This window comes from Streptomyces tanashiensis (assembly GCF_014648895.1).
GTDB classification, from domain to species: domain Bacteria; phylum Actinomycetota; class Actinomycetes; order Streptomycetales; family Streptomycetaceae; genus Streptomyces; species Streptomyces tanashiensis.
This window is the reverse complement of sequence record NZ_BMRZ01000013.1, coordinates 137,063-162,553: the sequence shown is the minus strand read 5'-3', so window position 1 is coordinate 162,553 and position 25,491 is coordinate 137,063. Positions and strand designations below refer to the sequence as shown.

The 25,491-nt window shown below is 70.9% G+C and carries 23 protein-coding genes; 5 read left to right on the top strand and 18 right to left on the bottom strand.

Annotated elements, in window-relative coordinates; translation table 11 throughout:
- Positions 1-30 precede the first annotated feature (30 nt).
- From IE237_RS30200 to IE237_RS30160, 9 genes are all read right to left on the bottom strand, one after another.
- Positions 31-1,089, bottom strand: a complete 1,059-nt coding sequence (locus IE237_RS30200; RefSeq protein WP_189805301.1) for a 2-aminoethylphosphonate ABC transporter substrate-binding protein — start codon at positions 1,087-1,089, stop codon at positions 31-33.
- Positions 1,090-1,123: 34 nt separating this feature from the next.
- Entirely contained in the window at positions 1,124-1,921 is a 798-nt protein-coding gene (locus IE237_RS30195) for an ABC transporter permease (RefSeq protein WP_189805300.1), read from the bottom strand.
- Positions 1,908-2,714, bottom strand: coding sequence for a 2-aminoethylphosphonate ABC transporter permease subunit (locus IE237_RS30190; RefSeq protein WP_229842978.1), 807 nt, complete (start codon positions 2,712-2,714; stop codon positions 1,908-1,910). The genes IE237_RS30195 and IE237_RS30190 overlap by 14 nt, the downstream gene beginning before the upstream one ends.
- Before the next feature lie 91 nt (positions 2,715-2,805).
- A complete protein-coding gene (locus IE237_RS30185; RefSeq protein WP_189805298.1) occupies positions 2,806-3,858 on the bottom strand; it encodes an ABC transporter ATP-binding protein in 1,053 nt (350 codons plus the stop codon).
- Positions 3,855-4,532 (bottom strand): phosphonatase-like hydrolase, encoded by a 678-nt coding sequence (locus IE237_RS30180; protein WP_268253763.1) that lies wholly within the window; start codon positions 4,530-4,532, stop codon positions 3,855-3,857. Before IE237_RS30180 ends, IE237_RS30185 begins: the two co-directional genes overlap by 4 nt.
- Before the next feature lie 5 nt (positions 4,533-4,537).
- Complete coding sequence (locus IE237_RS30175; RefSeq protein ID WP_189805297.1) at positions 4,538-5,659, bottom strand: TIGR03364 family FAD-dependent oxidoreductase; 1,122 nt, start codon at positions 5,657-5,659, stop codon at positions 4,538-4,540.
- Positions 5,660-5,793: 134 nt separating this feature from the next.
- On the bottom strand, positions 5,794-6,552 hold the full coding sequence (locus IE237_RS30170; RefSeq protein ID WP_189805296.1) for a GntR family transcriptional regulator: 759 nt from the start codon (positions 6,550-6,552) through the stop codon (positions 5,794-5,796).
- 50 nt (positions 6,553-6,602) lie between these two features.
- Positions 6,603-7,454 carry a hypothetical protein gene (locus IE237_RS30165; RefSeq protein WP_189805295.1) on the bottom strand — a complete coding sequence of 284 codons (852 nt, stop codon included), beginning with the start codon at positions 7,452-7,454 and terminating at the stop codon, positions 6,603-6,605.
- 299 nt (positions 7,455-7,753) lie between these two features.
- Complete coding sequence (locus tag IE237_RS30160) at positions 7,754-8,848, bottom strand: ROK family transcriptional regulator (protein WP_189805348.1); 1,095 nt, start codon at positions 8,846-8,848, stop codon at positions 7,754-7,756.
- A gap of 76 nt (positions 8,849-8,924) precedes the next feature.
- Between IE237_RS30160 and IE237_RS30155 the strand changes: the two genes are divergently transcribed.
- Positions 8,925-10,013: a Gfo/Idh/MocA family oxidoreductase gene (locus IE237_RS30155; protein WP_189805294.1), complete on the top strand. Its 1,089-nt coding sequence runs from the start codon at positions 8,925-8,927 to the stop codon at positions 10,011-10,013.
- A 7-nt stretch (positions 10,014-10,020) separates the two neighbouring features.
- On the opposite strand, the gene IE237_RS30150 is transcribed toward IE237_RS30155, so the two are convergent.
- From IE237_RS30150 to IE237_RS30130, 5 genes are all read right to left on the bottom strand, one after another.
- A complete protein-coding gene (locus IE237_RS30150; RefSeq protein ID WP_189805293.1) occupies positions 10,021-11,532 on the bottom strand; it encodes a choice-of-anchor A family protein in 1,512 nt (503 codons plus the stop codon).
- Between the two features lie 103 nt (positions 11,533-11,635).
- Complete coding sequence (locus tag IE237_RS30145) at positions 11,636-12,493, bottom strand: fumarylacetoacetate hydrolase family protein (RefSeq protein WP_189805292.1); 858 nt, start codon at positions 12,491-12,493, stop codon at positions 11,636-11,638.
- Between the two features lie 136 nt (positions 12,494-12,629).
- Positions 12,630-13,352, bottom strand: coding sequence for a YidC/Oxa1 family membrane protein insertase (locus tag IE237_RS30140; RefSeq protein WP_189805291.1), 723 nt, complete (start codon positions 13,350-13,352; stop codon positions 12,630-12,632).
- Between the two features lie 98 nt (positions 13,353-13,450).
- Positions 13,451-13,747, bottom strand: a complete 297-nt coding sequence (locus IE237_RS30135) for a DUF6412 domain-containing protein (RefSeq protein ID WP_189805290.1) — start codon at positions 13,745-13,747, stop codon at positions 13,451-13,453.
- Positions 13,748-13,944: 197 nt separating this feature from the next.
- On the bottom strand, positions 13,945-14,475 hold the full coding sequence (locus IE237_RS30130; RefSeq protein ID WP_189805289.1) for a winged helix-turn-helix transcriptional regulator: 531 nt from the start codon (positions 14,473-14,475) through the stop codon (positions 13,945-13,947).
- 90 nt (positions 14,476-14,565) lie between these two features.
- On the opposite strand from IE237_RS30130, the gene IE237_RS30125 reads away from it, so the two are divergent.
- Positions 14,566-15,960 (top strand): MFS transporter, encoded by a 1,395-nt coding sequence (locus IE237_RS30125; RefSeq protein WP_189805288.1) that lies wholly within the window; start codon positions 14,566-14,568, stop codon positions 15,958-15,960.
- Here IE237_RS30125 and IE237_RS30120 read toward each other — a convergent pair.
- From IE237_RS30120 to IE237_RS30110, 3 genes are read right to left on the bottom strand one after another with little or no spacing between them, the layout of a single operon-like run.
- Positions 15,902-17,392, bottom strand: a complete 1,491-nt coding sequence (locus tag IE237_RS30120; RefSeq protein ID WP_189805347.1) for a sodium:solute symporter family protein — start codon at positions 17,390-17,392, stop codon at positions 15,902-15,904. The two genes, IE237_RS30125 and IE237_RS30120, sit on opposite strands and share 59 nt — an antisense overlap.
- A 29-nt stretch (positions 17,393-17,421) precedes the next feature.
- The gene (locus IE237_RS30115) at positions 17,422-17,592 is read right to left on the bottom strand and encodes a hypothetical protein (protein ID WP_189805287.1); all 171 of its coding nucleotides are present in this window, start codon (positions 17,590-17,592) and stop codon (positions 17,422-17,424) included.
- Positions 17,579-18,370 carry a class E sortase gene (locus IE237_RS30110; RefSeq protein WP_189805286.1) on the bottom strand — a complete coding sequence of 264 codons (792 nt, stop codon included), beginning with the start codon at positions 18,368-18,370 and terminating at the stop codon, positions 17,579-17,581. Before IE237_RS30110 ends, IE237_RS30115 begins: the two co-directional genes overlap by 14 nt.
- A 63-nt stretch (positions 18,371-18,433) precedes the next feature.
- Between IE237_RS30110 and IE237_RS30105 the strand changes: the two genes are divergently transcribed.
- Together IE237_RS30105 and IE237_RS30100 are read left to right on the top strand one after the other, a co-directional pair.
- Positions 18,434-19,429 carry an SEC-C domain-containing protein gene (locus IE237_RS30105; RefSeq protein WP_189805285.1) on the top strand — a complete coding sequence of 332 codons (996 nt, stop codon included), beginning with the start codon at positions 18,434-18,436 and terminating at the stop codon, positions 19,427-19,429.
- A 90-nt stretch (positions 19,430-19,519) separates the two neighbouring features.
- Positions 19,520-22,657 carry a DEAD/DEAH box helicase gene (locus IE237_RS30100; RefSeq protein ID WP_189805284.1) on the top strand — a complete coding sequence of 1,046 codons (3,138 nt, stop codon included), beginning with the start codon at positions 19,520-19,522 and terminating at the stop codon, positions 22,655-22,657.
- Between the two features lie 26 nt (positions 22,658-22,683).
- Here IE237_RS30100 and IE237_RS30095 read toward each other — a convergent pair whose 3' ends face one another.
- Complete coding sequence (locus IE237_RS30095; RefSeq protein WP_189805283.1) at positions 22,684-23,157, bottom strand: hypothetical protein; 474 nt, start codon at positions 23,155-23,157, stop codon at positions 22,684-22,686.
- A 504-nt stretch (positions 23,158-23,661) separates the two neighbouring features.
- Here IE237_RS30095 and IE237_RS30090 point away from each other — a divergent pair.
- The gene (locus IE237_RS30090) at positions 23,662-25,428 is read left to right on the top strand and encodes a DUF262 domain-containing protein (RefSeq protein ID WP_189805282.1); all 1,767 of its coding nucleotides are present in this window, start codon (positions 23,662-23,664) and stop codon (positions 25,426-25,428) included.
- The last annotated feature ends 63 nt before the right edge of the window (positions 25,429-25,491 follow it).

Genomic DNA, 25,491 nt, shown 5'->3' with positions numbered 1-25,491 from the left:
GGAGGCTTTCCAGAGCCGTGCGGTGAACTCTTAGCTTCCGGTCGCGGACTTCCACGCGTCGACGTACGCCGCGAGGTTCTTGTCGATGTCGGCCCAGTCCGGCTCGAAGACCTCGACGCCCTCCATCAGCTTGGCGAGCTCGATGGCGTTGGCGTCGGTGGCCTTGACGTCCTTGCGGGCCGGGAAGCCGCCGCCGATCGCGCTGACCTGGCGCTGGGCGCCCTCGCTCAGCATGAAGTCGAGGAGCTTCCTGCCGTTCTCGCCGTGCGGGGCCTTGTTCACCAGGCCGGCCGCGTACGGCAGGGCGAAGGTGGTGGGCTTGCCGCCGCCCTTCGCCGGGAACCAGATGCCGAGGTTCGGCATGGACTTGGACTGGGCGAAGTTCATCTGGACGTCGCCGTTGGCGACGAGGAGTTCGCCCTTGTCCACCTTGGGGGCGAGCTTGGAGGTGGAGGAGGAGGGGCCGACGTTGTTGGCCTGGAGCTTCTTCAGGTACTCCATGGCCGGCTCCTTGCCGCCGAAGTCGTGCATCGCCTTGATGAGGACGGCCGTGCCGTCGCCCGCGACGCCGGGGGTGGAGTACTGCAGCTTGTCCTTGTACTTCCCGTCGAGGAGCTCCTCCCAGGTCTTGGGGGCCTCGGGAAGCTCCTTCTTGTTGTGGACGAAGCCGAAGTAGTTGTTGACGACGGAGGTCCAGGTGCCGTCGCCGGACTTGTCGCCGCCGTTCACCTGGTCGGCGCCCTTCGGCTCGTACGACTGGAGCAGGCCCTTGGAGCCGGCCTGCTGGATGAAGGGCGGCAGGGTGACGAGGACGTCGGCCTGGGTGTTGCTCTTCTCGCGGAGGGCGCGCTGCACCATCTCGCCGGAGCCGCCCTCGACGTACTTGACCTTGATGCCGGTCTGCTTCTCGAAGTCGGCGAAGACCTTGTCGTACCAGCCGTCGCCCGCCTCGCCCTTGAGGCCGTCGGCGCTGTAGACGGTGACGACCTTCTCGTCGGAGGCGGCGGAGGAGCCGTCGCAGGCGGTGAGACCGGCGGCGAGGACGAGGGTGCCGGTGACGGCGGCGACCGGCTTGGCGTACGTACGCATAACGTTGTTCTCTCCTGATGCTCTCAGCGGGGATTCAGCGGTACGAGGCTCTGGTGCGGATACGGGAGACGGCGAGCAGGGCCAGCAGGGTCGCGGCCATGAGGACCACGGCGAGCGCCGAGCCGGTGAACAGGGAGCCGCGGTCGGTCGCGGTGAAGATGAGCACCGGCAGCGGTGTCCAGTCCGGCGGGTAGAGCATCATCGTGGCGCTGAGCTCTCCCATGGACAGGGCGAAGCAGAGCCCGGCGGCCGCGTTCAGGGACGGCAGCAGCAGCGGGAGCTTCACCCGGAGCAGCACGTACGAGGGGCGGGCGCCGAGACTGGCCGCCGCCTGCTCGTACATCGGGTCCAGGCGCCGGATGGCGGCCGAGACCGACTGGTGGGCGAACGCCGTGACGAGGACGGTGTGCGCGAGGATCACGATCCAGCGGGTGCCGTTGAGGAGCATCGGCGGCTGCGAGAAGGCGACGAGGACGGCGAGGCCGACGACCACCGACGGCACCGCGACCGGCAGCATGAACAGGGCGTCGAGGACCCTCCTGCCCTTCTTGCCGAGGGCCGCCGCGGCGAGCGCGGCCCAGGTGCCGACGGTCAGCGCGATCACGCTCGCGGTGACGGCCGTGATCAGGCTGGTGGTGAGCGCCTGGAGGGACTCCCCGCGCACGGCCGCCGTGTAGTGGGCGGCGGTGGGTCCGGAGGGGAAGGCGCCGGACCAGTGCGTGGAGAACGAGGCGGCGAGGATGACGAGGAGGGGCAGGGCGAACAGCGGGACGAAGAGGACCGCGAACAGGGCCCATGCGGTCCACCGGCCCGTACGGCTATGCACCAGCACGGCGGCTCACCCCCCGGTAGAGGACGTAGAGGCCGACCGACAGGGCGACGTTGACGACGGCCACGACGCAGGCGGCGGCGTAGTCCGATTCGAGGATCGCCTTGCCGTAGACGAGCATCGGGAGGGTCGTGACGCCCTTGGCGCCGGTGAAGAGGACGATCCCGAACTCGTTGAGGCACATGACGAGGACGAGGCTGCCGCCGGCGGCGAGCGCGGGCAGGGCCTCGGGCAGGATCACCTGCCGGACGATCCGCAGCGGCCGCGCGCCGAGCGAGGACGCCACCTCCAGCTGGGCGGTCTCCATCTGGGAGAAGGCGGCCAGGAGCGGACGCATCACGAACGGGGTGAAGTACGTGATCTCGGCGAGGAGCACGCCCCACGGGGTGCTGAGGAACCGGAAGGGTCCCGCCGGGTCGCCGGTGACGTCGGTCCAGATCCCGTTGGCCATGCCGACCGTGCCGTAGAGGAACAGCAGGGCGAGCGTGATCAGGAAGGAGGGGAAGGAGAGGAAGACGTCGATGAACTTCGACACCGCCTTCCCGCCGGGGAAGGGCACGAACGCGATGACGAGCGCGAGGACGAAGCCGAGGACCAGGCAGCCGACGGTGGAGGCGACGGCCAGCCACATGGTGGTGACGAGGGCCTCGCGGAAGGAGACGGAGGCGAGGACCTCGGCGTACGCGCCGGGGGCGAGGGACTCCTGGACGACGAGGGCGAGCGGGTAGAGGAAGACGACGGCGAGCACGGCGACGGGAGGGAGCGCCCAGAGCCAGACCGGGACCGTTGTGGGCATGCGTCCGCCAGGGGCGTGGGAGTCCCTCCCGGACGGAGTCTGGGGGAGGGTGGGCACAACCCCCGGTGCGGGCTGCCGTTCCATGAGACCTTCAGTCATTGCCGACCCCTGCGGACAGCAGCACCGCATCGTCCGGCGCGAAGTGGAGCGTCACCTCGGCCCCCAGTGGAGGCGTCTCCCGCAGCTCCCGTACGTCCGCCTTCACCCGGTGCCCGCCCACCTCCACGTACAGCCGGTGCGTGGACCCCCGCCACTGCACCTCGGCGATCCGCCCGCTCAGGGCGTTCGGCCCCGGGCCGAGCCCGACCAGGTGCGGCCGGACGCAGAGCGTGGCACCCGCTCCCGGAAGCGCCTCGGAGACCGGGACGTCGAGGGACACGCCCTCGAACGAGACCCCGCCCGCGCCCACCGTCACCGGCAGCAGGTTCGCGTTGCCGACGAACGAGGCCGTGAACTCGGTGCGGGGACGGCGGTAGAGGTCCTGCGGGGTGCCGCAGTCCTGGAGCCGCGCGCGGTCCATGACGGCGATCCGGTCGGCGAGGGTCAGCGCCTCGACCTGGTCGTGGGTGACGTACAGGATCGACACGTCCGGGAGCTCGCGGTGGAGCCGGGCCAGTTCGGCCAGCATCCCTGAGCGCAGCTGGGCGTCGAGCGCGGAGAGCGGTTCGTCGAGGAGGAGCACCCGGGGGCGGATCGCGAGCGCGCGGGCGATGGCGACGCGCTGCTGCTGGCCGCCGGAGAGCTCGCGGGGGTGGCGCTGGGCGTAGGCCGCCATCCCGGTCATCTCCAGGGCTTCGGCGACCCGCCCCGGGATCTCGCCCTTCGGCACCTTCTGGGCCTTCAGGCCGAAGGCGACGTTGGCCTCCACCTTCAGGTGGGGGAAGAGGGCGTACTGCTGGACGACCATGCCGATGCCGCGCTTGTACGGCGGGAGCGCGGTGACGTCGCGGTCGCCGATGAGCACCCGCCCGGAGGCGGGCCGGACGAATCCGGCGACGGCCCGCAGCGCGGTCGTCTTGCCGGAGCCTGAGGGTCCGAGGAGGGCCATGGCCTCGCCGGGCTCGACGGTCAGGTCGAGGGAGTCGAGGACGGTGTTGCTCCCGTACGTGACGGTGACGCCGTCGAAGCGGATGCCGCTGGTCATGCCTCGTACTCCCGTATCAGGCCGGGCAGTTCGGCGACCGAGGCGAGGACGTGTGTGGCGCCGTGCTCCTTGAGGGCGGCCTCGTCGTGCGCGCCCGTCAGGACGCCCGCGACGATCCCGGCGCCCGCGCGGACGCCGCTGAGCATGTCGTACGAGGTGTCGCCCGCGACGACCAGCCGGCGGACGTCGTCGACGGCTCCGGTACGGAGGAGGGCGGCGAGGACCATGTCCGGGTACGGGCGTCCCCGGCCGCCCGCGTCCGCCGGGCAGAGCGTCAGCTCGACGAGGTCACGCCAGCCGAGGGCGTCGAGGATGGCGTCCTGGGTGACGCGGGCGAAGCCGGTGGTGAGGACGACGGTCCGGCCCTGGTCGCGGAGGGCCGCGATGGCCTCGGCCGCGCCGGGGACGGGGGCGATGAGACCGTCGGCGACCAGCTCTCCGTAGGCGGCCTCGAAGGCGAGGTTGGCCTCCTGGGCGCGGGTCTCGTCGCCGCCGAAGAGGTGGCGGAAGACGGAGATCTTGGACTCGCCCATGGTGGCGCGGACGTAGTCGATCATCGCGGCCGGGTCTTCGCCGAGGCGTTGGGCGGCGGCGGTGAAGGCCTGCTCGACGAGGCCGCCGTCGGCGACGGTGGTGCCTGCCATGTCCAGGACGACGAGGTTCTGCTTCTTCACGGTGTTCACCAGCCCAGTTCGTTCGCGGTCGTCTCGGCGATGGCGGGCGAGCAGGTCATGCCCCGGCCGCCGGGTCCGGTCACCAGCCAGACGCCGGCGCGCACCCGCTGGCGGTGCACGACCCGGCTGGTGTCGACGCACTGCGCGTACACCCCGGCCCAGCGGCGCCGGATCTTCGGCAGCGGGCGGCCGAGGAAGGACTCGACGACGCGGGTGAGGTGCTCGTAGGGGTCTTCGAGGGTGTCGAAGGCGAAGGGGTGCTCGTACTCGTGGGTGTCGCCGATGGTCAGTCCGCCGTCGAGCCGCTGCACCATGAGCAGCTGCATCTTGTGGGCGGCGGCGGTGGGGTCCTGCGCCTGGCCGGCGTTGAGGGCGTCCAGGGCGGGGGACGCGTACGCCGGGTAGTAGCGGAAGGAGTCGGCGTCGGCGACGGAGGTGGTGAGGGGCTCGCCGAGGGGTGCGGTCTGCATCATCTGGAGCCGGACCCGGCGGACCGGTATCTCGCCGGCGACCTCGCGGACGAGGCCGGAGAGCCAGGCGCCGGTGCACAGGACGACGGCGTCGCCGGTGTGGGTCTCGCCGCGGTCGTCGCGGACCGCGTTCTCTCCGACGACGTCCCGCACCTCGCGGTTCGGCAGGAACGTGTACTTCCCGGTGGCGAGGAGGGCCTCGCGGAGGGCGAGCTGGGCGAGGCGCGGTTCGACGGCCGCGTCCCGCTCGCACCAGAGGGCCGCCTCGAACGCCCCCCTCAGGGCGGGGTTGACCGCGCGGGCCTCGCCGGCCGTCAGCAGCTTGTAGCCGCGGGCGGCGGCGTCGGGGCGGGCCAGGGCCGCCTCGGCGACGGCGAGTTCCAGCTCGTTCCGTACGGGGGTGAGGGAGCCGATGGCCCGGAAGCCGAGGCCGGGGACGCGGGCGCCGATGCCCTCCCAGAGTTCGCGGGCGCGCAGGGCGGTGTCGAGCTCCTCCCCGCCCGCCCGTCCGCTCACCCAGATCTGGCCGAAGTTGCGGAGGGAAGCTCCGCGCGCCTCGGCCTCGCGCTCGATGTGTACGACCTCGTGGCCGCGTTCCACTGCGTGCCAGGCGTGCATGGTTCCCACCACGCCGGCTCCTACGACGATCACCTTCATGACGTCGACGGTCGCGGGGGTGGGTGGACCGGACGGATCCGGCGGACGACGGGACGGTGAACGGACCGACAAGCTTGGACCAGACCCGTTACCGTTCCGCGATCAAACGGGGAGGTCGGCGCGGCGCCGGGCGCTCAGCCCCGCTGCCCCAGATGCGTGGTGAAGCTGAACCGGTCGCCCCGGTAGAGCGTGCGGACCCGCTCCAGGGGCCGCCCCGAGGTGTCCCGCGAGACGCGGTGGAGCAGCAGCATCGGCAGCGCCGGCGGCGTGCCGATGAGCAGGGCCTCGCGGGGGGTCGCGAGGACGGTCTCGATGCGCTCGTCGGCGTCGCCGAACGAGATGCCGAGCCGGTCGTGGAGGTAGGCGTAGAAGGAGGAGTCCGGGTCGAACTCGGTGTCCAGGCGCGGGGCGCGGGCCTCGGAGACGTACGTGCTCTCCAGACCGACCCGCTCGTCGTCGGCGAGCAGCACGCGCTCCATGTGCCAGACGGGCTCGCCGCGTTCGGCGCCGACCTCGGGCGCCAGCGCCTCCGGGCAGGGGAAGCGGTCGAGCGAGATCAGGCTGCGGCCGGGGCGGCGGCCCTGCAGGCGCACGCCCTCCGTGTAGCTGGCGAGCGAGAGGGGCTGCTCCAGCTTGGGGCCGGCGACGACGGTGCCCCGGCCCTGGCGGCGCAGCCGCCCCTCCAGGAGGAGTTCGCGCAGCGCCTGCCGGACGGTCTCGCGGGACACCTCGTACCGGACGGCGAGATCGCGCTCGGTGGGCAGCAGCCCGCCCTCCCCCAACTCGTCGACCATCAGGGCGATCTTCGCCTTGACGGCGTAGTACTTGGGGACGCGGCCGTGCTCGGGGATGCCGGAGCGGACGGGGGCGCCGGGGCTGGTCTGGTAGTTCATCCGGGGATGGTCGCAGACGGGGATGAACGGGAAGGTGTACGGCGCATGGCTCAGCGGTGCCGGGCGCGCCGGACGGTCCGGACGAGGACGGCGCCGAGCAGGACCAGGCCGGCGGCGAGCGGGACGAGGACCCTCGCGTACCCCTCGGACTCCCGTCCCGTGCTGGCCAGTTCGGGCCCCTGAGCGACGTCGGCGGGGTCCTGGGCGGGCGCCGTGCCGGACACGGCCGGGGCCGGCGGGCGGGCCGCCTCGGCGGGTGGCGCCGAGGGGTCGGGCGGGCCGGATGTGTCAGGTGCGGTGGGTGCGGCGGACTCGGCGGGGCGCACGGTCAGGCGGTAGTCGCCGGACTCTCCGATCCAGTCCCCGTCCTCACCCCGGCGCTGCACGACCGCCGCGTTGACGACGACCTCGTCCGGCGCCGTCTCCGCCTCGAACGTGAGGCGTACGGGGACGGTGAGGGTCCGGCCCGCGGGCACCGCGAAGCCGCCGAAGCCGGTGAACGCGCCGACGTTCTCGGCCTCCTCGGTCGCCTCGAAGGCCACCGGGCGCCAGCGTGAGGAGCCGGCGTCGTAGAACTCGAACCGGATCTGCTCCGGACGCAGGGCCCGGTCCCGGTCGGTGAGGACGAGCACCGGATGGACGCCCGAGCAGGAGGCGTCGGTGGCGTTGGTGAGGTCGAGCTTCCAGGCCTGGAACGGGCCGCCCGCCGGATAGTCGGCCGGACCGCCGTGGATCCGGGTGTCCAGCGGGAAGCCGCCGTCGGCCGGGGTGCCGCAGCTGGGGGCGGGCGGGTCGGGGGCGGGGACGGCGGACGACGGGCCGGCGATCGCGACCGTGGCCGCCGCTGCGGCGGCCACGGTCGCGGCGCGGACGCCGCTCGGACGCAGGGGGGCGGGTGCCATGGGACGGCTGCCTTCGCTGAGGTCATGGGGACGGCGGTGACGCTGCCACGCGGGAGGGGGTGGGCGGGGCAGCGACACCGGGGAGACCACCGTCGGGACCGAAGGATCCGCCCGATCGGCCTACTTTCCGATGATCGGAATTACTGCGGTCACGTCCGGAGGACCGGGGCGGTCACGTCCGGAGGACCGGGGCGCCCGCTTCCCGAGGACCGGGGCGCCTGCTTCCCGAGGACCGGGGCGCCTGCTCACCTTCCCGGGACCGGGGCGCCTGCTCACTTCCCGAAGACCGGGGCGCCTGCTCACTTCCCGAAGACCGGCGCCAGCGTCAGCCACGCCGCGCCCTCCGCCACCCCGTCCCGCCCGGTCGCGAGGCCCACCGGGGCCGTCAGACCGAGGCCGGTCAGCACCTCCCGGACCCCCTCCGCGAAGACCTCCGGCGCGGCGAGCACCACCCGACCGCCCAGGAGGACCTGGTCGATGTCGAGGAGCCGGACGAGGTTGGCCGCGCCCGTGCCCAGGATCCGCGCGGCCTCGCCGAGTTCGCCGCGCGCGACGGCCGCCAGGCACAGGGCCTCCAGGCAGCCGCGCCCGCCGCAGCCGCACGGCTCCCCGTCGAGCCGCACGGTCTGGTGGCCGAGCTCGCCCGCCCCGGTCCTGTCCCCGCGCAGCGGCGCGCCGCCGAGGACGAGGCCGGCGCCGAGCCCCGTACCGAGGTGGACGTAGGCGAAGGAGCCGGGGGCGGCGGGGCGCAGGGCGAGTCCGAGGGCGGCGGCGTTGGTGTCCTTGTCGAGGACGACGGGCAGGCCGAGGCGCGCGGCCAGCTCGTCCCGTACGGGGTGACCGGCCCACTCGGGGAAGCCCGTCACCCGGCCCGGCACCCCGGCCCGGTGGTCCAGCGGCCCGGGCATGGCGACCCCGACCCCGAGCACACGGCCGCCGGCCGGAACCGTACGGCTCCGGCCCGGGGCCACCGCGTCGCTCCCGCCCGTCGGGGCCGTGCCCAGCAGCGCGCGTACCTCCTCCGTCACCGCGTCCAGGACCGGCCCGGCACCCGCACCCAGGTCCACGGGGCGGCGGCGCACCTCCAGGACCGTGCCCGCGAGGTCGGTCAGGAGGGCCGTGAGTTCGTCGCGGTCGAGGTGGACGCCGACGGCGTACGCGGCGGAGGGCTCCAGGCGCAGGACCGTGCGGGGCTTGCCGCCGGTCGAGGCGCGGTGGCCGGCCTCCGCGGCGAGGCCCTCCGCCCGGAGCCGCGCGGTGATCTTGCTGACGGCCTGCGGGGTGAGCCCGGTCCGCTCGGCCAGCTCCAGGCGGCTGATCCCGCTCTCCCCCGCCGTGCGCAGCAGATCGAGCACGAGCGCCGCGTTGTGGCTGCGCAGGGCCGGCACGTTCACTCCCACCAGGTCATTCCTCACTCCCCCATTGTCGCCGTCGCTTGCACTTTGGCAACAGCGTTGCTTAAGTGGATCCATGACTGGCACCGGCCCCCGCACCCCGCTCCGCGTCGGACTCGTCGGCTACGGCCTCGCGGGCTCCGTCTTCCACGCCCCGCTGATCGCCGCCTCCGAGGACCTCGTCCTCTCCGCCGTCACCACCGGCAATCCCGAGCGGGCCGCCGAGGCCCGGGCCGCGCACCCCGGCGTCCGGGTCGTCGCCCGCCCCGAGGAGCTGTGGCAGCGGGGGGCCGAGGAGCTGGACCTGATCGTCGTCGCCTCCCCCAACAAGACGCACGTCGCCGTCGCCACGGCCGCCCTGGAGGCCGGTCTCCCGGTCGTCGTCGACAAGCCGCTCGCCGGGACCGCCGCCGAGGCCCGCGCGCTCGCCGCCCTGGCCGAGGAACGCGGCCTGCTCCTGTCGGTCTTCCAGAACCGCCGCTGGGACAGCGACTTCCGCACGCTGCGGCGGCTCCTCGACGAGGACGCGCTCGGCGAGGTCCAGCGCTTCGAGTCCCGCTTCGAGCGGTGGCGCCCGCACCCCAAGGGCGGCTGGCGGGAGTCCGGCGCGCCCGAGGAGATCGGCGGCCTGCTCTACGACCTCGGCAGCCACGTCGTCGACCAGGCCCTCGTGCTCTTCGGCCCGGTGGTCTCGGTGTACGCCGAGTCGGACGTGCGCCGGCCGGGCGCCGAGGCCGACGACGACACCTTCCTCGCGCTCACCCACGCGAACGGGGTCCGCTCCCATCTGTACGTGAGCGCGACCACCGCCCAGCTCGGCCCCCGCTTCCGGGTGCTCGGGCAGCACGCGGGCTTCGTGAAGTACGGGCTCGACCCCCAGGAGGCCACCCTCCGCGAGGGGCTGCGGCCCGGGCCCGGCGCCGTCTGGGGCACCGAGCCGGAGGAGATGTGGGGCCGGATCGGCGCCGGGGAGTCACCGCTGACGGGCGGCGGCACCCCGGTGGAGTCGCTGCCCGGCGACTACCCGGCGTACTACGCGGCCGTCGCCGCCGCGGTGCGCGGCACCGGTGAGAACCCGGTCACCGCGCACGAGGCGGCCGCCGCCCTGGACGTCCTGGAGGCGGCACGGCTCTCGGCCCGCGAGGGCCGTGTGGTCACCCTGTGACGACCGCTCAGTCCGCCCGCCTCCGGCGACGGCTGACGAACACCAGCGCGCCACCGCCGACGGCGAGGGCGACCCCGGTGGCGCCCATGACGATCTTCCCGGTGCCGGCTCCGGTCTCGGAGAGCTCGCCGTGCGGGCCGTGGTCGCCGCCGGAGTCGCCGTAGCCGTTGTCGCCGTAGCCGGAGTCACCGCCGGTGGACGATCCGCCGCCGGTCCAGCCGCCGGTCGTCCCGCCACCGTCCGTCGAACCGCCGTCCGTCCACCCGCCGCTCGTGTGGTCGGTGGGCGTCGGGGTCGGACGGGTCGGCGTCGGGGTCGGGTCGGTCGGCGTGGGAGTGGGGTCCGTCGGGGTCGGGGTCGGGTCCGTCGGCGTGGGCGTCGGATCGGTCGGTGTCGGCGTCGGGTCCGTCGGCGTGGGCGTCGGGTCCGTCGGCGTGGGCGTCGGGTCCGTGCAGGACGGCAGGTCGCCGTTGAACGGGTAGGCGTGGATCTCCTGACCGCCGCCGCCGCCGGCCTCCGAGGCATGGGTCAGGTTGCCGGTGGTGAAGAAGCGGCCGTTCATGCCGGGCATCGTCACCGTCGTCGTGCTGGCCTGGTTGCCGATGAGCACGCTGCCGGCGAACTGCGCCGTGCCTTCGAACTTCACCTTCACGGCGTCGGGGAAGTTCCACAGGACCCGCTCGCGCAGGCCGTCCGGCAGCTGGTTGATGTACGAGTCGACGGTGCGGTCGGCGCCGAGGACGTTGACGAGGACCGTCGCGCCGGCCGGGATCCTCTCGAAGCGGATGCCCTGCTGGCCGCCTCTCGCCGACTCCAGGTCGAAGGCGACGTTGAAGACCTGGAGCGACGACGTGCCGTCACCCGTGAAGAGCGTCTCCCAGTCGTTGTCGACGGCCGTCCCGGTGGGGGTGCGGGAGGCCCCGTTCACGTACGCGTAGCACCGGCTCGCGTCGGTGAGCTGCCCCCGGAGCGCCTGGTACGGGTCGGCGGCCGCGGTGTCGTGGACCGGCGCCGGGCTCACCGTGCCGGAGAGGGCGCCCCCGTACCGTACGACGCCGTGGGTCGTCCCCTCCTCGGCGAGCAGGCGCTGCCCGCTCGCGACCGTCAGGTTCTTGCCGACGGTCAGGAAGTCCGTGCCGTTCTCGGGCGGGACGCGCGAGCCGACGCCGGCGACGCCGACGTTGTAGACGGCGGAGACACCGGCCCTCTTGTTCTGGTCGAAGCCACCGAGGACGACGACCTTGCCCTCGGCCTCCGCCGCGGCCTCGCGGACGAGGAAGTCGCCGCCGACGAAGACGTTGATGTTGTTGTCCCGGTAGGTGACGGCGCCGCTGCCGTTGTCGTCGGGGTACTTCGTGGGGCAGTTGCCCGGCTTGCAGGGGCCGAGGCCGCCCGGCAGCGGATCGGCGTGGCCGGTGACGGCGAGCACGCCGACGAGGGCGGTGGCCCCGACCGTGGACGCGGCGATGAGGGCGAGGCGGCGCCGGTCGCGTCGACGCTCGTACGAGAGAGGTTCCATATCGGGCAATATGCAAAAAGGGTACGAAAATGGCGACGCCCCACGCGGAGCGCCGCCGCTTTCGCACCCGTGCGGTCAGGCGTGCGCCCGCCGCCCCCGGCTGTCAGGCGCCTTTGAGCTCCTGGCGCTGCCGGCCGAGGCCCTCGACCTCCAGCTCGACCACGTCACCGGGGCGCAGGTACGGCTTGGGCTCCGGCTGCCCCATGGCGACGCCCGCGGGCGTACCGGTGTTGATGATGTCGCCCGGGTACAGGGTCATGAACCGGCTGACGTACCGGACGACTTCCGCGACCGGGAAGATCTGGTCCGAGGTGTGGCCGTCCTGCTTGAGCTCGCCGTTGACCCACAGCTTCAGGCCGAGGTCCTGCGGGTCGGGCACCTCGTCGGCGGTGACCAGCCAGGGGCCGAGCGGGTTGAAGGTCTCGCAGTTCTTGCCCTTGTCCCAGGTGCCGCCGCGCTCGATCTGGAACTCGCGCTCGGAGACGTCGTGGGCGACCGCGTATCCGGCGACGTGCGCGAGGGCCTGCTCGTCGGTCTCCAGGTAGCGGGCGGTGCGGCCGATGACGATCGCGAGCTCCACCTCCCAGTCGGTCTTCACCGAGCCGCGCGGTACGAGCACGGTGTCGTCCGGGCCGACGACGGTGTCGGCGGCCTTGAGGAAGACGACGGGCTCGGCGGGGGTGGCCTGACCGGTCTCGGCGGCGTGCCCGTGGTAGTTCAGCCCGATGCACACGACCTTGCCGATCCGGCCGACCGGCGGGCCGACGCGCAGCCCGGTGGCGTCGAGCGCGGGCAGCACGCCGGCGCCGGCCGCGGCCCGGATGCGGTCGAGGGCGGAGGCGTCGGCGAGCACGCTGCCGTCGATGTCGTCGACGAGGGCGGACAGGTCGCGAAGCGTTCCGTCCTGGTCGAGCAGGGCGGGACGCTCGGCTCCCGGCGGGCCGACACGCAGCAGCTTCATGGTCTTCTCCCTGTGGTCGAGGTGGGCCCGGGAAGGCCCTGAGGTGCCCCGGCCGATGGAGTGCGGCCATCGGAGGATTGGTCGATCCTCCAAGAGGTTGGGTCACTCTGCAAGACCCCGTTCACGGACTGGACCCTTACGCGGGAGTAACCACGCCGGCCGCCCCGGGCATGTCCCGGTAGAGGAAGGCCCGCTCGACGGCGGTCCACGTGGTGCTGGTGACGATGTAGAGCGCGGCGGCCAGCGGCACGACGGCGACCGAGATCAGCGTCGCGAAGGAGAGCAGCGGCAGGAACTTGGCCATGCCCGCGGCCACCCCCGCCCCCGGCTGGCCGGGCTCGACCGGGACGGTCATCGGCTGCCGCTTGGCCCGGAGGTAGGTGTAGGTGGCGACGGCGCCGACGATCGCGAAGAGCACGAGGTAGACCAGGCCGGCCGGGCCGAGGACGCCCCCGTCGGCGAGCGCGTCGGCGTAGTGGTCGCCGAGCGGGGCGGCGAAGAGGCTGTGTCCGGACATCCGCCCGCTGGAGAAGAGGTGGTACATCAGGAAGAACGCGGGGGCCTGCAGCAGGCTCGGCAGGCAGCCGGCGAGCGGCGAGACCTTCTCCTTGGCGTGCAGCTCCATGATCGCCTTCTGCAGGCGCTCGGGGTTCTTGGCGTGCTTCTTGCGGAGCGCTGCGAGCTGCGGGGCGAGGCGGGTGCGGGCCTTCTGGCCGCGGGCGGCGGCCCGGGAGAGCGGGTGGACCGCGAGCCGCACGAGCACGGTGAAGAGGACGATCGCGGCGGCCGTGGCGGTGGTGGCGAAGAGCGGCTGGAGCAGGTCGGCGAGCCGCTCGACCAGGGAAGCGAAGACGTTCAAGGGAGCCCTCCGTGGGGTCTCGTCGTGCCGGGAGCAGGGGAATTCGGCATGACGGATCCGCGGAAGGTGCTTGTCGCTGTACGGGTGGTACGGGCTCCCTACGCGGCCGTCGGGAGGGGACGGCCGGGAGCGCGGGGTCTGCGGCGCCCTCGGGCGTCGGGGTCGCGCTGGGGCAGGAAGGCGGTGCGCCGCTCACGGTCACGGATGGCGGTGCGGACGGCGGTCGGCGGCACGGCGGGGGCCGTACGGGCGCCGAAGAGGGCGCAGACGACGCCGGTCGCGGCCAGGGCGACGGCGGCGGAGAGGCTCGCGCCGTCGGAGAGGAGCAGGTCGGCGAGGGCGAGCAGGAAGAACAGGGGCGCCACGATGCGCAGGACCAGGGTCCTGACCGTCATCCCGCCACCTCCTTCCGGTGCCGCTGCCTCACGAGGCGGTGCCGCCTCACGGAGAAGACGCACGGGGAGGCCGGGGAGTTCCCGCGTGCGCGCACGACTTTCCCGTACGCCTCGGGAAACCTCCCCGCACGCCTCGGAAACCCTCCCGCGCGCCTCGGAAACCCTCCCGCGCGCCCAGGGAAACGGTCCCGTACGCCTCAGGAACTCGTGTGCTCCAGGGGGACGAGGAGGCGGCGGGGCCGGAGGAGGGCGCGGCTGACGGGATCCGCCGGGTCCGGGTCGAGCCCGGCGCCGGGCCGCATCTCGACGTCGGCCAGTGGCACCGGGACGCGGCAGGAGGGGCATTCGCCGTACGGGCCGAGCTCGGTGCCGCAGTCGGCGTGGTGGAAGTGGCGCAGCGGTACGGCTCCGGGGACCTCGGCCCGCCCCCAGGCGCCGAGCGAGCGCAGGACGGGCCAGAGGGCGAGACCGCGCTCGGTGAGCACGTACTCGTCGCGCGGGGGCGACTCCTGGTAGCGCCTCCGGTCGAGGACGCCGGCCTCGACGAGGGCCTGGAGCCGGGCGGCGAGGACGGCACGGGGGATGCCGAGGTGGACGAGGAAGTCGTTGTAGCGGCGGACACCGTAGAAGGCGTCGCGGACGACGAGCAGGGTCCAGCGCTCCCCGACGACCTCCAGGGCGCGGGCGATGGAGCACTGCTGCTGGGCGTAGTCCTTGCCGAGAGCCATGGGACCCATCGTACCGATTCCCGGTTCACTGAACGAACCGAGCTGGTACCTTGAGTTCATTCACCGAACCGACTGGTGGAGGTCCCTGCCATGTCCCAGCTCGCCGCCACGGCCCGCACGGCGCCGCCCACCCGCGCCGGACGCCCCCGGGCCACCCTCGCCGTCACGGCCGCCGCCACCGCCGTCGCGCTGATGAACTACACGGCCCCGATGCTCACCCTCCCGGACATGGCCGCCGCCTTCGGGACCCCGGCCTCGGCGCAGGCCTGGCTGCTCAACGGCACCCCCCTCGGCCTCGCCGTCCTCCTCCTCGTGGCCGGCAGCCTCGCCGACGCCCACGGACGGCGGCGGATCTTCCTCCTCGGCACCCTCGCCCTCGGCCTCACCACCGCCCTCGGCGCCCTCGCCGGCTCGACGCTCACCTTCACCCTGGCCCGGATCGCCCAGGGCGCGGCGAGCGCCGCCGTCCTCGCGGGCAGCCTCGGCCTCCTCGCCCACGCGTACCCGACCGGCCGGGACCGGATCAGGGCCACCGGGATCTGGGGCGCGTCCGTCAGCGGCGGCATCGCCCTCGGCCCCCTCCTCGCGGGCGCGCTGAGCCTGGCCGACTGGCGCCTGGCGTACGGAACGCTGGGGGCGGCGGCGCTGGTGATCGCGGCGGTGGGAGCGCGGACGCTGGAGCGGGAGGCGAGGACCCCGGCGGGCGAGGGGCGCCCCGACATCGCGGGGGCGGTCGCCCTCGGTCTGGCCCTGGCGGCGCTGCTCACCGCCCTGACGCTCGGCCGGGACGGCTGGCTCCGGGTCCCGGTGGGACTCCTGCTGCTCGCGTCCGCCGCCCTGACGGCCCTCTTCGTCGCGGTGGAGCACCGGAGCCGTGCGCCCATGGTCGACCTGGCCCTGCTGCGGAGGCCCGCGTTCCTGGCGTCGACGCTCGGGGCGCTGTTCACGGGCCTGGCGGTGATCGGCCTGTTCAGCGTGGTCCCCGCGCTGCTCCAGGGCGGGGCCGGGATGTCGCCGCTGGGCGCGGCGGTGCTGTTCCTCCTCTGGTCGGGCACCGCCTTCGTGGCGGCGCTGCAGGCGCGCCGCCTCGCGGGCCGGCTCTCCGCAGCGCACCAACTGGCGGTGGGCTTCGCCCTGTCGGCGGCGGGGGTCCTCGCCCTGCTCGGCGGGCTCGAAGGCCCCTGGCCGCGCCTTCTCCCCGGCCTCCTGGTGGCGGGCGCGGGCAGCGGCCTCCTGAACGCGGCGCTGCCCCGGCTCGCGGTCGACTCCGTACCGCCCGAGCGGGCGGCGATGGGCTCGGGCGCCAACAACACCGCCCGCTACATCGGTTCCTCGGCCGGAGTGGCCCTCACCCTGGCCCTGGTGCCGGCCGGTCCGGACACGGCGCTGCTCGTCTCGGCGGCCCTGGCGCTCACGGGCGGGGCCCTCACCCTCGTACTGGAGTGGTGGGCTCCGCGCGCACGGGCCGGACGGCGGCGTCCGTGAACTCCTCCAGGGCGAGGACCTCGGCGTCTGCCCGGTCGTCGCCGCGCTCCGGCGGCCCGAAGAGACTGACGGGGACGGCGACGGCGAGATTGACGACGAGCGCGAGCAGCCCGGCGTTCACCCCCCACAGCGGATCGTTGCCGGAGAACACGAGGGCACAGACGATCGCCACACCCACCACGAGCCCGCACACCCCACCGGCCAGGGTCATCCGCCGCCACACCAGCCCGAGGAGCACCATCGGCAGCAGCTGCGCCATCCCCTCGTACGAGATGAGGGAGAGGCGGACGAGCGTGTTCGGGGCGGTGTAGGTCAGGAGGAGGGCGAGCGCCCCGGCGACGACGACCACGGACTGCGAGAGCCCCTTCTCCCGGGACCGGAGACGCGGCACGAGACTGAGCACGCTCCTCCCCCACATGGTGCCGATCACCAGCATGAACACGGCCATGGGCACGATCGAGGAGAGCGCGGCCGCGACCCCGACGACACCGACGGCCCAGCCCGGCAGCGAGTCCGTGACCAGCTTGAAGAGGGCGAGGTTGGTCTCCGCGCCGGTGAGCCCGGGAACGACGAAGAGGGCGGCGAGACCGAGGAGCATCGGCACGAAGAGAAGGACGTTGTAGGCGGGGAGCCAGACGGCGTTGCGCCGGAGGACGTCGGCGTCACGAGCCCCGAGGTACCCGGCGACGGTGGTCGGGAAGATGACGACGGTGAGGGAGTTGAGCACGGTCGTGGAGGCGAACCACCCCACCCCGTACCCGCTCTCCTCGCCCCCGTGCCCGGGCAGCGACAGCCACTCGCCCTTCTCGTCGACGAGCCGGGAGAAGAACTCCCCGACCCCGCCGAAGTAGTGCTGCGGCACGTAGAAGGCGAGGAACCCCAGCGTGAGGATGACGAGGAGATCCTTCATCACGGACACCCAGGCGCTCCCGCGCAGCCCGCTCACCACCACGAACCCGGTGGTGACGGCGAAGGCGAGGAAATAGGCGAGGTCGAGGCCGATCCTCCCGTACGAGACGGTGGAGACGACCACTCCCATGCCGGTGATCTGGAGCTGGATGTACGGCAGGAGGAAGACGGTCGCGAGGACGGCGACGGCCGCGCCGAGCCACGGCCTGCGGTAGCGGTGGGCGGCGATGTCGCTGAGGGCGACGAGCCCGTGCTTGCGGGCGTACCCCCAGAGCATGGGCCCCACGACGTACCCCACGGCGTAACCGCAGGACATGTAGGCGACGACGTAGAGGACGGGCGCGCCGTAGTTGTACCCCCACCCGGCGGCACCGAGATAGCTGAAGCTCGTATAGCCCTCCCCCGCCATCAGCACCCAGATGAAGACGGGCCCGAGGGAACGCCCGCCGACCGACCAGGCGTCGAGCCCGCCGCCCTGCTGCCGGCGGACGGCGAGGAGCCCGAGGGCGACGGTGAGCACCATGGAGACGCCGAGGATGACGAGGGCGACGGTCACGGCCGGCGGTCCCCCCTCCGGGCGAGGCCGACGAAGACGGGCGTGAGCAGGGTGGCGCCGAACAGCCACAGGACGAGCAACGGCACCCGGTTCACGAACGGCAGCGCGGCGACGAACAGCACGTACGGGAGAAGGAGCCACAACAACTGGGGCCTACGTCTGATCACCGGTCGAGACTAGCTTCGCCCACACGACGAGCCGGTACGCGCTGCTGAACTCGGGGGTGCAGGTGGTGAGGGTGAGATACGCCCCCGGCGCGGAGTACCCGTACGAGGGCTTGACGAGGGACCGGGGAACGCCCCGGATGACCCCGACGTCCCGGGGAGACGTCGAAGGCAGAACAAGATCGACGCGATAGCGATAGGTACGCGCACGCGTACGCACGAAGATCTCGTCCCCGTCCCGGAGCCGGTTGATGTACCGGAACGGCTCGCCGTGCGTGTTCCGGTGCCCGGCGAGGGCGAAGTTCCCGACGCTCCCGGGCCCGGCGGTGCCGGGATAGTGCCCCGCGTACCCCTTGTCGAGAACGGACCGCTTGGACACGCCCTCGGCGACCGGGACGGTGAGCCCGAGCCGGGGGATCCGAAGGACGGCGAAGGCGTCGGAGGAAGAAGGAGCGGGAGACGCGGCCGCGCGCGGACGGGACCGGGCCTCCGCCGCGCCCTCCTCGGGACCGACCTCGGACACGGACTCGGATACGGGATCGGACTCGGACTCGGGGGACGGAGAGATGTCCCACTCCCGCTCCAGGACGCGCACCTGGCCGAGGGCCTCGGCGCGGGCCTCCCGATTCGTCCACCAGAGCTGATGGACGACGAGAAGCAGGACGAGAACCCCGCAGGTGACGGCGGTCTCGGCGCCCAGCCACAGCGCGCGTGCGCCCGTACGGGATCGTCCTCCCCTCTGGACGACGACCGGCACCCGCTCCCACACCCTGGCCCGCACGCGGGGCACGATAAGCGCTGAGGCGCCAACTCTCCAGGCCCGTACAGCAGTACGGTGGAGGGCATGCGCCCCGACACGCCTGCCGCCCACACCACCGAAGCCGAGCGTCTGCTGCGCACTGCGGAGCAGTACCCCGGAGACCGCGAACCCCTCTACCTCCAGGCCGCGGCCCACCGGGAACTGGCGGGAGACCGCCCGGGCGCGACGGCCCTCTACGACACCCTCCTCTCCGGAGACCCCGCGAACCCGCACCTGATCAGGGCGCTGAAGGCGGCGAACCTGTGGGAGTACGGCCACGAGGCCGAGGCGCGGGCGATCATCGAGGGCGTCCGCCGCGCGCGGCCGTCGGACGCGGCGCCCTGGCAGATCACGGCGGAGACGCTGGAGGCGCACGACGAGCTGGAGGCGGCGGAGTCGACCCTGACGGAGGCGACGGGCCTCCTGGCCGGCGGCGGGGACCTCCCCCACGCCACCCAGTCCCTGCTCACGACCCGCCACCGCATCCGCCGCATGCTGGCGCTTCCGCACGACGACTGGGACGACGTCGCGGACCGCCTGCACACGGGCACGGTCGGGCTGGACGAGCTCCACGACCCGAAGCGCCTGTGGTCGCTCGGCTCCTCGGACCCGGCGGAACTCCAGGCGGAGATCACCCGCCTCCGCTCGGAACTGGGCACCTACCGCACGGCCCTCTCCCGCCCCTTCCCGGTCGCGGTCCTCCACTGGCCGGAACCGGAACTGGACGAACTCCTGGCGGCCTACCCGGAGCTGGAGGCCGAGTACCCCACATACCGGGCCCACCTGACGGACATCGAGGCGTCCCTCCGCGAACTCGCGGCAGCCGGCACCCCGAACCTCGGCATCGTCCGAGCGACGGTCCCCTCCTACGAAGCCTTCGCCGCCTCGGAATCCACCCCACCATCGAACGCGGACCTCCTCCCCCAGTACGCCACGACCCTGGCGGCGAGGGCCCGAGCGACAGCCTGGCCCCCGACCCGCGGCACGGACTGCTGGTGCGGGTCGGGACGGACTTACGGGGAGTGCCACGGGGCGGAGTGATCAGCTCGCCCCTCACCAGGCTGACGCATTACCGAGAGTCTGTCGGTGGCGCCTGATACCAATGGGGCGGTTGATCAGGGAGGGGAAACGATGAGCGAGCTGTCAGACTCCAGCGGGCCGGTTTCGGGGCTCTACGAGCAGTTGATAACCCTGCGACTCGAAGCACAGCTGAAGGAGCTCGCAGGTCGTGGTGGGCATGCGATCGACGACGTCGTCGGCCCCGAATCTTCCCCCCGCGTACTGGCGAAGCACGTATCCGACACCGTGCGACGCATCCTGGAGCGGCTGCCTGCCTCCGAACACGTGCATGCGGCCAATCACATCCTCGAATCCATGAACACCATCGAGGGTGCTCGTGAATGGGTCGAGTTCGTTGCCGACGGCCCGCGCCAGCTCCTTGCCGTCGCGGAGCAGGAAGCCCAGGGCGCGTATCGAATCCGCCCTGCGACCCCGCTTGCGGAGGCTGCCCTCCTCACCAATGCCCCGGAAGACCCCAGCCTTGGCTTCGAGCTGCGGGCCGAGCTGGCCACGGCTGACAGGGTTGACCTCCTCTGCGCCTTCGTGAAGTGGCACGGTCTGCGTGTCATCGAGCAGTCGCTTGAAGCGGCACATGCGCGGGGCGTCCCGATCCGCGTCATCACCACGACTTACATCGGAGCGACCGAGCGGCAGGCCCTCGACCGTCTCGTTCAGCGCTTCAACGCCGAGGTGAAGGTCAACTACGAGCTCCGCTCAACCCGCCTCCATGCCAAGGCCTGGCTCTTCCGCCGAGACAGCGGATACGACACGGCGTATGTCGGCAGCTCCAACCTGTCGAAGGCGGCGCTTCTCGACGGACTGGAGTGGAACGTTCGGCTGTCGTCGGTGGCAACCCCGGATGCCGTCCGCAAGTTCGCGGCAACCTTCGACGCCTACTGGAGCGACCCCGCTTTCGAGGCATACGACCCCGATCGCGACGCCGCGCGACTCAGCGAAGCGCTCCGGATAGCCAACCAAGGCAAGGGCCCAGCGGCGGAACACAGAATCACGCTGTCTGGTCTGGAAGTACGGCCGTACCCCCACCAGCGGGACATGCTGGAGCGCCTCCAGGTGGAGCGCGAGGTCCACGACCGGCATCGGAACCTGCTCGTGGCAGCCACCGGCACGGGCAAGACCGTCATGGCTGCACTGGACTACAAGCAGCTTCGGCAGCAGCACGGCCGCGATCTGCGCCTGCTGTTCATCGCCCACCGGCAGGAGATTCTGCGCCAGTCACTGCGCACCTACCAGGACGTGCTCGTCGACGCCAACTTCGGAGAGGAGTTGCACAGCGGGCTCGCACCTGATGGGTGGCAGCACGTCTTCGCGAGCGTGCAGTCGCTGCATGCACAGAGGCTGGAGCAGCTGTCCCCCGACCACTTCGACGTCATTGTCATCGATGAGTTCCACCACGGTGTCTCCTCGACCTACCGGCGGATCATCGACCACTTCCGTCCCGTCGAGTTTCTGGGACTCACCGCGACTCCGGAGCGCATGGACGGCCGCAACGTCCAGGACGAGTTCTTCGACGGACGCATCGCGGCGGAGATGCGCCTCTGGGAAGCGCTGGAGAACGACCTCCTGAGCCCGTTCCACTACTTCGGAATATCCGACACCACCGACATGAGCGCTGTCGCATGGAAGCGCGGGGCCTACGACTCAGCGGCTCTGAGTAATCTGTTCACGGGCAACGACGCCCGAGCACGGCTCGTCGTTCAGGCAGTACGGGACAAGGTGGCCAACCCAGGCGCCATGCGTGCCCTTGGCTTCTGCGTCTCCGTAGCCCATGCCGCGTTCATGGCGGACTTCTTCCAGCGCGCCGGCCTCAAGGCGGTGGCCTTGTCCGGCGAGACACCCCAGGAGCAGCGTAGGACCGCTTTGGCCGCCCTTCGCGCCGGCGAGATCCAAGTGATCTTCTCGGTGGACCTGTTCAACGAAGGCTTGGACATCCCCGATGTCGACACCCTCATCTTGCTGCGCCCAACCTCCAGCGCCACGGTGTTCCTGCAGCAGTTGGGCCGTGGGCTGCGCCGCACGCAGACCAAGGCTGTCCTCACGGTGTTGGACTTCATCGGGCAGCACCGCAAGGAGTTCCGCTTCGAAGAGCAGTTCCGCGCGCTGACCAACCTGACGCGCAACCGCCTCCTTGCCAACATCGAGCACGACTTCCCCCAGCTGCCGTCCGGCTGCCAGATCATCCTTGAGTCGAAGGCCAAGGAACTGATCATCGAGAACATCCGCAGCCAGATCAGCGTCAACGTCACTCAGCTGGCACAGGAGGTCAGGCGGTACGGCGTGCTGCAGCTCTCGGACTACCTGCACGAGAGCGGTCGGGAGCTGAAGGAGATATACCGCGGCAACGGCAACTCGTGGACGGGGCTCCTCCGCCGATCCGGGTTGTTGCCAAAGGAGGCTCCGGAAGGCGAGGAGGTGCTCCTGAAGCGCGTATCAGCCTTCCACCATGCCGACGATCCTCAGCGGATCGCCGGCTACTCCGCGATCCTTGAGGATGACGCCCCTCGCTACAGCGACCTGAGCGAGCGCGAGCAAGCCTTCGCCCGCATGCTCTACTTCTCGCTCTGGCCTCTCAGCGGCTTTACCAGCTACGAGGAAGGGCTGGAGACGCTCCGCCAACAGCATGCCTTCCGAAGCGAACTCCGCCAGGTGCTGGCCTACGCCTTGGACCGACTCGACCACGTCCCGATCAGCCTGAGGGGCGGGCTCGCCAGCCTCCCCCTGACCGTCCACGCCTCCTACAGCCGCGAGGAAATCCTCCCCGCACTTGGCCAGTCCTTCGTGGAACGAGACGTCCCCGGCCACTTCCGCGAGGGCGTGAAGTGGTGCGAAGCCATCAAGACCGATGCCCTGTTCATCACGCTCGAGAAGGACGAGAAGGACTTCTCCCCCCAGACGCGGTATCACGACTATGCCCTGAGCGAGCTCCTGTTCCACTGGGAGTCCCAGAACCGGACGTCGGACACCTCGGCGACGGGCCGCCGCTACCAGACCCACAAGGCAGACGGCTCTCACGTCCTCCTCTTCGTCCGCCGGTACAAGAAGACGGACATTGGCGGTCCCCAGCCATGGCTCCTGCTCGGGCCGGCTGAGTACGTGTCGCACAAGGGCAGCAAGCCGATGGGGATCACATGGAAACTGGACCACGAGATCCCCGCCGACGTGTGGACGTACTCGACGATCGCGGCAGGCTGATACGCCGGCGGCCGCGAACAGGCTGTCTAGCCCGCCACGCTCTCGACGACCTGGGTGATCTCCTTGACCACGCCGGAGCCTGCCTCGATGGCCGTCTGCAGCTGCGTCGTGCCCGTGGCGAGCAGGGCCGAGGCGGCAACAAACGCTACAAATCCGCGTCGCCACCTCCCACCCGTCTGCAAGTCCTGACCGGTGAGCCCCGTCGATGCCTGCGCGATCGATCCGATGACTGAGGAGGCCTCGCGCGAGATCCGCGCAGTACCAAAGAGGGAGGCATTCTCGATCAGCCAGAGGAGGTGCCTGATCTGCGCGGCGATCTCGTCCCGCAAGGCAGGCGCAAGCTCTTCTTCAGGAGTCTGCGCAAGGAGTTCGAGCCAGGAGTCACAGCTCTCCTTCAGCCCGTCCAGATTGGTTCCCGTGGGAGCCGAGCAAGTGCCCCCCAGCAGGCTCTGCAGCAGGTCGGCCGCAGACGCAAGGTGATCGAGGGTCTCTTGCGTCACCAACACACGGGCCGGGCGCCCCGAGTCTGCCCAGTTCAGATCGGGCTGGACAACGGCCGTCCACCACTGTGGAAAGTATCGAGAATAGCGATTCCGCTGCGCCTCGGGCAGCGCATGGACCTGCTGAATAGTTTCCGCGAGAAGGCCAGTTACCTCAGCATGTCGACGGGCGAATTCCGATGATCCCCATGCAGCACCGAGCGAATCGGCCCAACCACTCCGAAAGTTCTGCGCCCCCGACTCCCACACCCGCACGAGAATCTCATGCAAACCATGGGCACTCGTCCTAGGAATCCGCGTCTCCATCCCCCACCCTCACAGCATTGACAGCAAGAAGAACGAAGCTATCAGACACCCCGCAACAGGGCAGAGGTCTTGCCCTCACGCGAGCCCCTTCGGGAACAATTCACTACAAACTGCACACCTCTTGATGCATTTTCAGCCACCCACAATGTCGACGCCACCCCACGGGATAGCCTCTGGCGAGACTTGGGGAGGAACAGTATGGCCATCATCAAGAACGCCGCCCGCCAGACGCTCGGCCAGCTCATCGGAGCGAACAACCCACCGGTCGTGGTACCGGACGACAGCCAGCGTCAATACGCATGGGGGAAGCGCGAGGTGGACACGTACTGGGCTGACATTCAGAAGTTCATGCGGGCACGCCGGACGGGGATACAAGCCTCTTCCGAATACTTCATCGGCCCCATCGTCACCATCACCGATGACAAGATCACCACTCGTTCCCTCCTTGACGGCCAGCAGCGACTCACCACGTCAACCATCCTCATCGCAGCCATCAGGGACACCCTCGGAACGATGGCTTCAACCGAGGCGCGAGTGATAGCCAACAACATCCAGCGCGACTACATAGCGCGCCGCGACGGCCGGCACTCGCACCCCCAATACTTCCTCACCCTCTCCCTGTTCGACCGAGACTTCTTCAAGGACTACATCCAGAATTGGAATGAAGCGACCGGCCGGATGGCCGTGACGGAACAACCCTCGCGGCCGTCACACAAGCTCATCCTGGACTCGTACACCTCGTTCAAGAACCACATCATCAGCGCCCTTGATCCCATCCAATCTGAGGAAGATCGCCTCGACTGGCTGGACGAGCTGGCTGAGTGCCTTGTCAAGGGTTTGGTATTTGTCGAGGTTCAGACGCCCACGTCCAGCGATGCGAACGAGGTCTTCGAGACCATCAACTCCCGAGGTAAGGACCTCTCGACCGTCGACCTTGTCCGCAATTTCCTGATGGAAAAGAGTCGAAACGACGAAGAGAAGGAGAGGGTGAACAACGCCTGGCGGTCCCTTCTCGATGGATTTGAGCGACGCGAGGACATAGAGAAGTTCTTGCGACACTTCTGGGTTGCTCGACACGGCGACGTGCGCTCGCACAGTCTGTACACGACGATCCGGAAAGAGCTCACGCACCGATTCGATGCGGCGACCCCGCGATATGAAGTGCGCACGTTCGCGGCAGAGCTCCAGAACGCCTCGGGCCGGTACATCGAGCTCATCACATCCAGCACAGGCGTCGAATCACTCGACAGCCTGCTGGACGAGGTGCGGAGCCTCAGCGCCGACGCCGCCTACCCTCTCCTTCTTGCCATCTCGGACAAGGTTCCCTACCTCCAGATGGTCAGGGTGACGCAAGCCCTGATCAGCTACTACGTCCGCTGGACGGTGGTCGGCCGCCGTGAGTCGACCCTGCTGGAAGAGAAGCTCTTCGACCTGGCTAAGCAGATCAGCTCCGGCCTCTCCACCGAGGCGGCATTTGAGCAGATCACCCACTGGACCCCGGATGACGCAACCTTCCAGTCCGACTTCGCTCAAGCACCCATCCCGCGCAGCACGCAGGCGCGTTACCTGCTCACCGTCATCGAGCAGCATCTGAGGCGAAACGCGGACGTCGATGATGTGGTGGTGGCCGGTGCAACGGCTGTGCACGTTGAGCACATCTATCCGCAAAGCCCCGAACCCGAATTTCGACTCGACGAGCACTCCACATGGATCAACCGGCTGGGCAACCAGACCCTGCTGCATGGCCGAAAGAACCGCATTGCGTCCAACAAGGCGTACCCGGAGAAGGTCGACGCCTACAGCTCTTCGTCCCTTCTAATCACACAAGAGACCGGAATCGAGCGCCTCTGGGACTTCGAGGGCGGTGGCTGGCGCGCCCGCGGAATCGAGGAGCGACAGGCAGACCTTGCCAAGATCGCGGTTGATGTCTGGCCGGTGGGTGCGCGAAGTGATGGGGCTCTCTGACACCGCCAGGAGGAAGGCTCGTAGGCTCGATCCGTAGCCGTCCCACTCTCGAAAGGCCTCACC